10 protein-coding genes are annotated in these 10,815 nt (G+C 66.7%); 1 reads left to right on the top strand and 9 read right to left on the bottom strand.

Going from position 1 to position 10,815, the window contains the following annotated elements; all coding sequences use genetic code 11:
• Positions 1-84 precede the first annotated feature (84 nt).
• The 5 genes from ED92_RS17710 to ED92_RS41945 all read right to left on the bottom strand — a co-directional run bounded on the left by ED92_RS17710 (position 85) and on the right by ED92_RS41945 (position 5,867).
• Positions 85-363 carry a hypothetical protein gene (locus ED92_RS17710; protein ID WP_152610948.1) on the bottom strand — a complete coding sequence of 93 codons (279 nt, stop codon included), beginning with the start codon at positions 361-363 and terminating at the stop codon, positions 85-87.
• Positions 364-449: 86 nt separating this feature from the next.
• Positions 450-1,490 carry a hypothetical protein gene (locus tag ED92_RS17705; RefSeq protein ID WP_037339325.1) on the bottom strand — a complete coding sequence of 347 codons (1,041 nt, stop codon included), beginning with the start codon at positions 1,488-1,490 and terminating at the stop codon, positions 450-452.
• Positions 1,487-3,541: a hypothetical protein gene (locus ED92_RS17700; RefSeq protein WP_037339322.1), complete on the bottom strand. Its 2,055-nt coding sequence runs from the start codon at positions 3,539-3,541 to the stop codon at positions 1,487-1,489. The genes ED92_RS17705 and ED92_RS17700 overlap by 4 nt, the downstream gene beginning before the upstream one ends.
• Before the next feature lie 233 nt (positions 3,542-3,774).
• The gene (locus ED92_RS41405; protein ID WP_152610947.1) at positions 3,775-5,013 is read right to left on the bottom strand and encodes a hypothetical protein; all 1,239 of its coding nucleotides are present in this window, start codon (positions 5,011-5,013) and stop codon (positions 3,775-3,777) included.
• 47 nt (positions 5,014-5,060) lie between these two features.
• Positions 5,061-5,867 carry a Crp/Fnr family transcriptional regulator gene (locus ED92_RS41945; protein WP_052120657.1) on the bottom strand — a complete coding sequence of 269 codons (807 nt, stop codon included), beginning with the start codon at positions 5,865-5,867 and terminating at the stop codon, positions 5,061-5,063.
• A 510-nt stretch (positions 5,868-6,377) separates the two neighbouring features.
• Here ED92_RS41945 and ED92_RS42795 point away from each other — a divergent pair.
• Positions 6,378-6,530: a hypothetical protein gene (locus ED92_RS42795; protein WP_161791117.1), complete on the top strand. Its 153-nt coding sequence runs from the start codon at positions 6,378-6,380 to the stop codon at positions 6,528-6,530.
• A gap of 6 nt (positions 6,531-6,536) precedes the next feature.
• Here the strand turns inward: ED92_RS42795 and ED92_RS17680 are convergent, their stop codons facing one another.
• The 4 genes from ED92_RS17680 to ED92_RS17665 all read right to left on the bottom strand — a co-directional run bounded on the left by ED92_RS17680 (position 6,537) and on the right by ED92_RS17665 (position 10,814).
• Positions 6,537-7,223 (bottom strand): Crp/Fnr family transcriptional regulator, encoded by a 687-nt coding sequence (locus ED92_RS17680; RefSeq protein WP_037339316.1) that lies wholly within the window; start codon positions 7,221-7,223, stop codon positions 6,537-6,539.
• 69 nt (positions 7,224-7,292) lie between these two features.
• Positions 7,293-8,393 (bottom strand): cytochrome P450, encoded by a 1,101-nt coding sequence (locus tag ED92_RS17675; RefSeq protein WP_037339313.1) that lies wholly within the window; start codon positions 8,391-8,393, stop codon positions 7,293-7,295.
• 10 nt (positions 8,394-8,403) lie between these two features.
• Positions 8,404-8,925 (bottom strand): MarR family winged helix-turn-helix transcriptional regulator, encoded by a 522-nt coding sequence (locus ED92_RS17670; RefSeq protein WP_037339310.1) that lies wholly within the window; start codon positions 8,923-8,925, stop codon positions 8,404-8,406.
• A gap of 47 nt (positions 8,926-8,972) precedes the next feature.
• Entirely contained in the window at positions 8,973-10,814 is a 1,842-nt protein-coding gene (locus ED92_RS17665; protein ID WP_152610946.1) for a WD40 repeat domain-containing serine/threonine protein kinase, read from the bottom strand.
• Between the last annotated feature and the right edge of the window lies 1 nt (position 10,815).

Below are 10,815 nucleotides of genomic sequence, written 5' to 3'. Positions count from 1 at the left end.
CGCCGTCGTGAGTGATTCGGGCACCCGTGCCGTCCCGGCAATCACGCGAACCGCAGGCGCGGTGCAGGGGAGTCACGATCATCGTCACACCGACGTGACGACCTGCCACGCCACCACGACGACGGCGACGGCGATCGGGTGCACCGCGACCGCGGCTCGCGCCAAAGAACGCAGCAGTAGAACAACACTCCGATCGCCGAGGGCGGCCAAACGGACGACACCGTCGCCGTATACGTAGGCGAAGTGGTGTGGTGTACCGCCGTTTCGACGGCGGGCGCGGCTGATCCAGTACTCCGGTAGGACGAGCACGGCCGCGATCAACGAAACGACCTCGCGTGCCGGCTCGACCAGGGTTCTGAGCAACGCAGGGAGGACGAACCTGACGGCGATACAGGCCATCGCGACAAGGAGTACCGAAGTCGCCAAAGCGTGGGGGAGCGCAGACCACATCATTCGCCGCCGGGATCGTCGGCGGGAGACGATGGGCCGTCCTGCTCCGGCCTGGAAGGGTCGCTGTGCCGGTGGTCGTCGAAGGACAACTGACGCGCGGTGTCCGTGCCGGTCAGCACTCTGTTGATCGAGGCCTGCATCCACTGCATCATGACCCGGACCTGGTCGTCGATCTGCCAACGATCCAACGCGTCCGACTCGATGAGCCGGGTGATGAACTCGACGACCTCCTTGCGGTGGTTGTCCCGCTCGGCCACCAAGACCTCCACCACCGCTTGGACGTCCTGCGGATTCTGTGCCAGTTGCAACGCGAACTGGTCGAGGTCGCCGTTCTCGATGAGGTGCTTGAACGCCCGAACCTCTGCTTCGAGCCGTATGTTGCGTTCCGTCTGCGCGTCCATGCGCAAACGCACAAGGATGTTCGTCCAAAGCCCGTATTCGTCGAGGAGCCACTTCGAGTCGAAATAGGCGTTCGTCTCCTTCTCCGCGGTCTCGACATCGGACGTCTCCAGTGCCCTGCTCGCCTGCCGGAGTCCGGCCAGCAACCGGGGGACCACGACCGGACGGATGTCTGTGAGCCCTTTCGTGACAACGGTCTCCGGTACCTCGACCCGCCACTGGACATCTACCTCCGTGCGGAAGACGAAGGCTTCCCCGGCACTCGGGAGTGTGACATCCAGGGAAAGATTGCGAAGTGAAAGGTCGACGTCGTAGACGGACCGATAGCCACTCCACACGAGTTCCCCGATCGTCGGCTGGTGCGTCCAGGAAAAGACGTCGAGCCGGCCGTTTCCCTTGACGAACACGCGGGCGACCCAGGGGCGGGCAATCGAGCCTTTCCGGACGAGCTTCAGCCTGCCGACCCGGCCGCCACCCGCGATCGGTGAGTAGGCGGACGAGGGCAGGGTCTTCACCGCCGAGGGATAGTTCTGCGCCGCCGCCTCCTGCCAACCGCCGTCCGATGGTGCTGACGGCGAGACCGTCACGGTCTGTGCGGGCTTCTCCTTGGCTTCTTGCGGGTCAGCCGTCTTCTCGGTCACGCTGCAGTCCTCCTCTGTTCGCCCTCTTTTACCGCCGTGCTCAACTGGTCCGCCACCTTCGGCTGGAGTGGGTCCGCCCAGTCGCCGACCAGCCTGTTCAGCAGGTAATGCAACCGTTGAGCGTCGCCCGCGTGAGCCACCAGGCCCGTCATGAATCGCGCGAGTTCGTCGAGCAGGGCGGAGTCGTGCTCCCCGGAGCGGACCCACCGAGCCAGCAGGAATCTGGCCAAGGTGTCGCCTTCACGGCTTCGCAAGGCTTGCGTCAGGAGGCCGGTGACCCGGCGGGCGACATCATCGTCCTTAGTGGACAGTGCCAGCAGTAGCGGCCACCGCTCGGCATGGGGTGGCAGGACAGGCCGGTCGTCTTCCATCGACAACCAGAGGTAGTCGAGCTCGAAGCCGTAGAAACTCGCTAGGTGCTTGAGGCTTGTCAGAGCGAGCCGGCGCAAGCTGCTCCGGTCGCTCGCCAACCACCGGTGCAGGTGGTCGAGCACCTCGGTAACCCTGCCGAAAGCGAGCAGTTTGGCGACGCTGAACCCGGCTATCCAGACGATCTCGCTGTCGGCGTCGCCGGTCAACGGCATTCGGCGTTCCGACGGTGTGCCGAGTACGCGGAGTTCTTCCAGCGCGTAGCGGATGTCTCGTCGTCCCAGGGCGAAACCGTAGGTGGCGGCGGCCGTCCAGCGCTCCTCCGGAGTTCCGTACCGACGCCATTTCCGGAGCCGTTCGAGGATCGCCGGCCGGATTTCGTCGTCTTGTGCTGCTTGATCCAGGGCGATCGCGGCCGACCGTCGCCTGATGAAGAGGAAGTCCTTCCACTCATCCGAGGAAGCGTTCGGCGAGATCATCTTGGTGTACACGTATACGAAATCGTGACGGCCCAGGTAGCCGGTCGCCTGTGCGGCCCGGACCCACATCATCGGCCTGCTGTCCTTGCCGAGTTCCTTGAACCACGGACCGAACTGCTCTCGCAGTCGGTGATGGTTCTTCCAGACATGGTCCAGTACGGCCGTCGGGTAGCGCGGATCGTGGAACTCCAGCAACTCCATCGGGATCAGCTCGCGGCCGAACGTCGCGTGTCCGTCGATGATCCTCGCGCGAAGCGCAGGCAACCGCGCACCTTGATCGTCGGCGAACAGTGAGCCTTGACGCTTGTCCTTCTTGGCTTTGTCGTCGTTCCCGACGAGTTTCCGGGTCAGCAGGTCGGCGGCCTCGGTCACGACGGTGTACGGCGACCGGTTGAGCACGGCCAACGCGATCCGGAACGCGGCCAGTCGCAACGCCTCGTCCAGTTCGGCTCCGGGAGTGAGGCCGAGCAGTTCCGCGAACCACTCGGCGACCTGGAAGTGCACCGCACGTTCGGCTTCGCGCTCGACCTCGTCCCGGTCGATCTCACCTCGCGCGTGTTGTGCGAGCAGAGCCGCCATCCTGACCGACTCCAGCGGGCAGGGACACGGCCCCAGTGCCGCCATCGCCCAATCTGCTTCACTCAACCGGAGAAGCTTCTCCTCGAAGCCTGGAGGATCGTCGGGAAGGATCTCGTGCTGAATGTGCTTCCTGAGAAGTTGAGAGGGTTCTGGAGCCTGGTAGTCGAAGGCGTAACCCCCGAACGATTCGATATCCCGAGGGTCTTCCGGAATGACCAGAACGCCGTAGGATTTCGAGTCCTTGAGTTGTTTCTGGAGATCATCGAGTATCGTTTCGGTCAGACCGCCACTGACTCGCGGTGACAACTCCGCCAGATAGCCGACGTTCTTGCGGTCGAACTTGCCCCGGGTGAGTGACTTCGCGGTCTTGCCGCATTCCCATCGGGAAACCTGGTTCGGCGCGAGCCGGTCGAGCAGATGCAGCGCGGTGGTGACCCGGCCCGTACCCGGACGGCCGCGCAGCACCAGGAGATGTCGCTCCTCGAGTCCGGAGAGGAACTCCAGGTATCGATCCACTTGGAAGTACCGTTCCCTGACCCAGCGAAGCAGTTCTTGGCGCACCGCTCCGACGGTTCGTTCCACGGTCTGCCCGACGAAGATCTGATAGCGATCTCCGACTTGCATGTCCTGGGTTTGCAAGGACCCGATGCTCAAGGCCGGTCCATACCGGGTGCCGCTGTGCGTGAAGTAGCGCGCACCAGTGAAGAGCGCTTGATTCTCTCCGCGTGCGTCGTCACTGGAGAGCCGTTTTTCGTCGTCGGGCGCACTGCTTTCCGTCGACTTCGCCGTCGGTTGCGCGGCGGGAGGCGGTGAGGTCGCTGGTGTCGATGCGCCCGGTGCGTCGGTGGCTTCTTCGCTCATCGGAGTGATCCGTCGCCGTTGTACACGGTCCCGTTGATGTAGGACCCGTGTATGACAGCGCTCCCGATGTTGGAGACAGGTCCGTGGAACGCGCCCGCGGCCGGGGCGGGCGGTACCGGCGCGGCGGTACCGGCGGGCTGCCCCGCAGCCGGCGGTACGGAATAGCCGGGGACCCGGATCCACGATCCGGGATGGGCATCGATCTTTCGGTAGCTGTCGGGCATGACCAACCGAGCGCTGGTCCCCTGGACGAATCGCCGGTGGACTTCGTCGGACAGCACGACGGCGATGCTCGCGTCCGCGACGCGACCGAGGACGGCCATAGCGGCTTCTTCGGAAGCCAGCTCGCGTGCCTCGGCGGTGCCGTGGCCGAACGCGATGCCGACGGATACCTTGGGGCAGCCGCCGGTCGCGAGCGCCTGCTGCAAATGATGCAACCAGACGCCGAGCACAAGGCCGCCGGTGACACGAGACGACAAGGCCACGACCACCTCGGTGCCGTCGTGGTCCTCGGCCGGTGAGATTCCAGCGGCATCGAAGGAAGCCCGCACAGCCTGCGCTACGGAACCCTCAGCGGCCTCCGGGACGCTCGCGGGTTCGACGCGAATGGCGAAGGCGGCCTGGCCGGCAGGGTCGGCCGGTCGCGCGGGGGAGTAACCGGGCACGCGGATCCAGGCCCCGCTACGGAATCGCTTTTCCGTCTCTTCGATCTGGACTCGGGTGAAGTCGTGGACAGGCAGGGTGGTGAGCCCCTGCCGGACGGATCCGTCGAAGATCGCCTCCGAAACGACCTGCACGAGGTTGGCTTCGGGATGGTCCGCCAGCGCCGCCCGGACCGGTTTGGCATCTCGGAGCCGGCAAACGTGTACTGGGCCGTCCGAGGCGAAGCCGTAAGCGGCGGGCAGGGCGCCACCATGATGTATCGCCAAGCGCAGTCGAAGCCGCGCTTCGGGTCGTCGATCGCGGTTGAACAGCTCGAGCCGGTTGTCCAGCTCCCGGACGAACGGGTCGATCAGGGTGAGTTCGGCTCCGTCCGCGATGACGGCCAAGAATCCGTCCCCGGCCTCCTGTATCCGCCAGCTCGCGGGGTCGAGGCCCGCTGCGTTCCCGGCTGCGTTGACCGCCGAATGGAGCGCCTCCTGAAGGTCGAACTGCTGCCGCGCGTCACGATCGCTGTAGCGCCACGCGTCCACGGCGAGAAGCAGCACCCTTGAGAATTCGTTGTGGTCCGGCAACCCGTCCTCCTCCGAGGATCGATGAGCGATCCGATGACTTCGAGTCCCTAACTCTGAGCCACGTCCGCGTCGACGATCCCGTATTGATACGGGTTCTCCCGTTCGAGTACGCCGAATCGGCGCAACCCGGGAAGATCGGCGACTACGATTCGTCGAGATTTCCGGTGTACCAGACCGAATTGTTGCAACAGGCGCAGAGTCTTCTCGAACGTCGCCAGAGAGACGCCGGCCAGCGAGGCCATCTCGGTCTGTGTCAACGCCACATCGAGGTCCAAGCCCTCCGCGGTCCTGATGCCGTACACGTCGGCGATCTCGGCGATGACCCGGCCGACCCGCACGGGCGCCGGACAGGCGACGAACTCTGTCCTGCCGATGTCCGCCCTGTGCAGCCGCGTGCCCAAGGTACCCGCCAGCGCGGCCCAGGCATCGGGATGACGATCGAAGAAGTCGCACAACTGCAAGTTCTTGATCAACTTCGCCTGGGCGGGTTTGCAAGTCATCACGTTGGCCGAGTGCGGCAGTCGCTCGAGCATGGAGATCTCTCCGAGCAGGTCGCCGCGGCCGCGCAGAGCGAGAAGCACGGGCCTGCCGAACTCGGTGTGGACGAAGACCTTCATCAGGCCGTCGAGCAGCAGCACCACGTGGTGGCTTTCCTCGCCCTGCCGAAATACCTGGTGCTGCGCCTCGTAAGCCACCGCCGTGCCCAACCTGAGAAGGCCTTCCCGGGACCGGGCCGACATTCGGCCGAGCAGGGTGTCGGTGGGCCAAGACTGCTGGTTCAGCTCCGCTCCCTCGTCATGCCGTGCGTGCACGTGCCCGCGCGAGCTGCCATTGGACCCCTCCAAGGCAGCCATGTCACGGCGATCCACACCCCGTCTCGGGACGGGATGCGGCTGGGAAATGACCCGACGAGGAGAACCCGTCCTGGGGCGGCATGTGTGAGTCGCGGTCACACGACGATGGTGAAGACAGCGAGGAGAGTCACGATGCGAAGCGCTAGCAAGAAGCCACCGGCAGGGCTGAGGGGCGGCATTGTCCGGGCGGAAGCAGAGCTCAGCACGATGCTGAACACGATCTCGTCCTTCCAAGGCGCGGTCCAACACGCAGATGAAAAGGTTCGGACCGTCGTGGCGATACAAGCCATGATCACCGCTATGGTGACCGCTCAGCTCGCCCTGCTCGGACCACCGCGGTTGATCTCGGCTCCGCATTTCGCGATCTTGTTCTGTTTCGTGGTGGCGTATCTGTATTCGTCGTTTCACCTAGTACAGGCCGTCCGGCCTCGGACAGGCGCACCCCCCGGGGGCAACAGGTTCGCTTTTCCGAGCGTCGCGACCGGCAAGTCCGCGGCAGTCTCTCGATCCGTGCGAGACCAGTGCGATGAGGCCCGCGAGTTGACCAGGTTGCTGGCCGCCCTCGCCATGCGGAAGCACCGCCACGTCCGATTCGCGCTGACCGGCATCTGGGTGCTCTTCCTCAGCGGGCTCGGACTCCCGCTCATGACGATGTTGTCGTGAGCGTGGTCAACCGTCGGCCACGGCGGCGAGTCGAAGCCGATCGCGGATGCGCAGACTGCGGTATCCGGTCTCGACGATGTCTTCCCGCCGGAGAAGCGCCAGGGCCCGGTGCACGGTCGGCTCCGCGGCCCCGACCAGCGCCGCGAGTTCGGGCTGTGACAGCGAAACGCCGAGTTCGACATCGGGGCCGGCGGGGATACCGTAGGACGCGGACAACTCGACCAGCACACGGGCGAGCCTGACCCTGACTTCGCGGCTCCCGAAATCGATCCGGCGGCGGGTGGCCCAGCGCAGTTTCACCGCGACATTGCTGCTCGCGGCCAGCGCGACCTCCGGAGTCTCGGTCAGGAACCGGCGAAACTCGGCCTGTGCGACGATCCGCGCCCGGACCCGGCCAGCCGTGGTCGCCGTGGCGATCCTCGGCTGGCCGTCCATCGCCGCGAGCTCACCCACCAGATCTCCACCGACCCGGATGGCCAGGAGTGCCAGCTGCCCGTCCGGCGTCGTACCGGTGATCTTCACGCAGCCGTTGAGGAGGAGGAAGGCGTGTGTGCTCGAGTCCCCTTCGTGGAGAAGGACCGTGTCGGGGTCGTATTCCCTCAAAGTGCCGAGGGCCAGCAAGGCGGAGCAGGCTTTCGGTGGCAGGCCCGCCAAGAAGCTGCCGGTCGGGAACCGCAAGGTTCGATCACTCAATGCGACAGCCTCCTCACCCGTTCGAATATTAGGACGGCAGGCGAGGACGCGCCAGGGGCACGCAGCCCGTCACCAGTCGATCGGCACCGCGACCGGACCTCGGAGCGTCAGGAACATCCGCCGCCAGGCGACTTCTTCGAGCGGTACCGCGAGGCGCAGTCCCGGGGCGGCGGCCAGCAGTGCGGTGACACCGGTCCGCAGTTGCAGGCGGGCCAGTGCCGCGCCGAGGCAGTGGTGCGGTCCGTGGCCGAAGGTCAGATGTCCTTGCGTGCGAAGGGGATCGACCCGCTCCGGAGCGGGAAACCGTCGAGGGTCGTGGTTGCCCGCCTGCAGGGAGGCGAGGACGAACTCGCCCGCGCGGATCGGCACCCCGCCGAGGTCGGCGTCTTCGACCGCGACCCGCCCCTGGTCGGCGGCCGAACCTTGGTCCTGGCGAAGGAATTCCTCGATCGGCGCGGGATCGCGGGGCAGTCCGGGGTCGGCCGCCAGCCGTAGCACGATCTGGGCCAGGGCGTTCGCGGGCGGGACATATCCGCCGAGAAGGATCGCGAAGGCGAGTTGGGTGACCTCGTCCGGCCGCAGCGCGTCGCCGTCGTCGTCCCTGGCCTGCAACAGGCCGGTCAGGAGGTCCTCGCCGGGCGCGCGGCGCTTCGCCTCGACCAGTTCCGTGAGGTAGTCACCCAGCTTCCGGGAGGCCTCGGTCATCTCCTCGTAGCTCGGCGCGGTGAACACCGCGAGCATGCCGTCCGCCCAGCTTCGCAGCGCGTCACGAGCCGACGGCGGAACACCGAGGAGTTCGTTCAGCACCGAGAGGGCGAACGGGATCGCATATCCCTCAAGGACTTCCGCGGGCGGACCCGGGGCGAGCAGCTTCGCGACCAGGTCTTCCGCGATCGCTTCGACGCGCGGCCGCAGGAACTCCACCCGGCGTGGGGTGAGTGCCTTGCCCGCGATGCGCCTGAGCCGCGCGTGCTCGGGGCCGTTCATGGTGAAGAGCAGAGCGTCGGCGCCGGTCTCGGGAACCCCGGGCAGCCAGACGCGGAATCGCGGATCGGTAAGCAGGGCGCGGATGTCGTCGTAGCGGGTGACGAGCCAGGCGTCCTCGCCGGTCGCGAGACGCACGCGGCTCACGGGCTCCTCGAGTTCGGTCGCCGTGAACGGGTACTCCATGTGCTTCCCCCTATTTCTTCGGTTTGCCGGTGACCTCTTCGGCCAGCGAGTGCAGCGGCATCAGCGCGGCGGGGTCCCCGCCCACCTTGAGGGCGCGGGCGGTGAGCAGGCGGTACAGCTCGTCGGCGGCCTCGACCAGACGCGCCGCGCGTTCCGCGGCCGAATCCTCGTCCGGATCGAGTTCGGTGAGCGCCGCCGCGAGAACCTGCTCGGCGTCACGCTGCTGGCGCTGCGCGACAGCCGTGACCAGGCCGTCGACCGGGGAGACCAGGGTGCGACGGCGGTCGGCCGGATCCGGATGCGTGCGCAGGGCGCCCCGCTCACGCAGCTTGGCAACGGCGGCGGAGACATGGCTCTGCGCGAAACCGGTGCGCGCGGTCAGCTCGCTGATCGACAGACCCGGCGCTTCGACGACCACCGAGATCAGTACGAGATAGATCTCCGGCACCTCGGGATCGGCTTCGTCGCGCATGCCCCGGGACGCGAGCTCCATCAGGTGCTTGCCGAGCAGGTACAGCTCACCGGCTTTCATATCGGAAACGATACATCTAAAACGATGTATCTCGCCAGCCGGTGGACCTAGGGGAGCGGGGCGTTGCTCCACATACGGATGGTCTTGTCGTGGCCGCCGGTGGCGAGCAGCCTTCCGTCGGGGCTGAACGCCATCGCCGTCACGGGGCGAGTGTGGTCGGTGAGCGGGTCACCGAGCGGTCGGCCGGTCGCCGGATCCCACCAGAACCGGACGCTGTTGTCTTGGCCACCGGTGGCGAGCAGACCGCCGACGGGATCGAAGGCGAGTGCCGTCACCGGACCGGTGTGCCCACTGAGGGGATGGCTGACGGGCCGCCCTGCCGCCGGATCCCACCACAGTCGGACGATGGCGTCTTCGCTTCCGCTGGCAAGGAGCCGCCCGTCCGACCTGAACGCCACGGCCTGCACCGCACCGAGATGGGCGATGAGGGGGTGGTCGACGGGTTGTCCGGTTTCGGGATCCCACAATCGGACGCTCTTGTCAGTGCTGCCACTGGCGAGGAGACGGCCGTCGGGGCTGAATGCCAGCGACAGCACCGGGCCGGTGTGTCCGGTGAGTCGTCGGCCGACCGGTTGCCCGGTTGCCGGGTTCCACAATCGGATGGTCTTGTCGGTGCAGCCGGTGGCGAGGAGACGCCCGTCTGGGCTGAACGCAACTACGCACACCCCAGGGTGGATCCCGTTGCCCGGGTGTTCTTTGAGGGGTTCACCGACCGGCTGTCCGGTCGCCGGATTCCACAACCGGATGGTCTTGTCCGGGCCCGCGCTGGCGAGCAGCCGGCCGTCGGGGCTGAACGCCACTGTCAGCACCTGCTTGGTGTGTCCGACAAGCGGCTCGCCGATGGGCTGCCCGGTCTCCGGGTTCCACAACCGCACGGTCTTGTCGCCCCCGCCGCTGGCCAACAGTCGTCCGTCCGGGCTGAACGCGAGCGCTTCCACTCCGGGGCATATCCAGTTCCCTGGGGCGGCACGGGCCCACACGCAGTGGTAAGCGGGTACCTTGCCCGGGGTCGGCCCGGTGATCGTCTCGTGTTTCGTGAAGTGGCGGGTCTTTTCCGGTGGCTTCGGTAGCTGGCCCACCAGCGCGAGTGCTTCGCGAGTCGTCAGGCGTTGTGCCGGGTCCTTGTCCAGCAGGCCGGTGATCAGAGTGCTGAGCTCGCCCGCGTGCTCAGGCTCCGGGACCGGTTCGAACAGGACCGCGGCCATCGAAGCCGCGACGGTGTCGCGATGGAAGGGGGAATGCCCCTCGACGGCCGCGTACAGAGTGGCGCCGAGTGAGAACAAGTCGCTGGTGGTGCCCTGATCGCCAGTGCCGTTCAGTCGCTCGGGAGCGGTGTACTCGATGGTTCCGATGACCATTCCCGTGGCGGTCAGCGCGGTGTCGGTCCGGTGGACGGCGATACCGAAATCGGTGAGCAGCGCCCCTTCGTCGCCGGCGAACAGTACGTTGGCAGGCTTGACATCCCGGTGCGCTATCCCGGCCTGCTCGGCCGCGCTCAGTGCCCGCAGCAAGTCCGCGGCCACCCGCCGGACCTTGTCGACAGGCAGCCGTCCATCGGCACTGATGCGCTCTTCCAGCGAGGCGCCGTCGACAAGGCGCATCACGATCCAGGGCAGGTCGCCCTCCACCAGCACATCGTGCACGGCGACGATGTTCGGGTGATCCCGCAGCCGGGCGGCGTTGCGGGCTTCGCGCGTCGCGCGCTTGAGCCGCGCGGTTCGTTCGGTTTCGGCGGCGGCGTCCGGCAGCCAGATCTCCTTGACCGCGACGTCCACTTCCAGCGTTTCGTCCCGCGCCCGCCAGACCCGCCCGAACCCTCCGGATCCCAGCTCCGCCAAAAGTCGGTAGCGATCGCCGACCACCCGACCGGGTTCCGCCCTCCGCGTCATG

The organism is Amycolatopsis sp. MJM2582 (assembly GCF_000754115.1).
Lineage (GTDB): Bacteria > Actinomycetota > Actinomycetes > Mycobacteriales > Pseudonocardiaceae > Amycolatopsis > Amycolatopsis japonica.
Note: the sequence above shows the minus strand (reverse complement) of the source record. Positions and strands in the feature narration are given on the sequence as shown.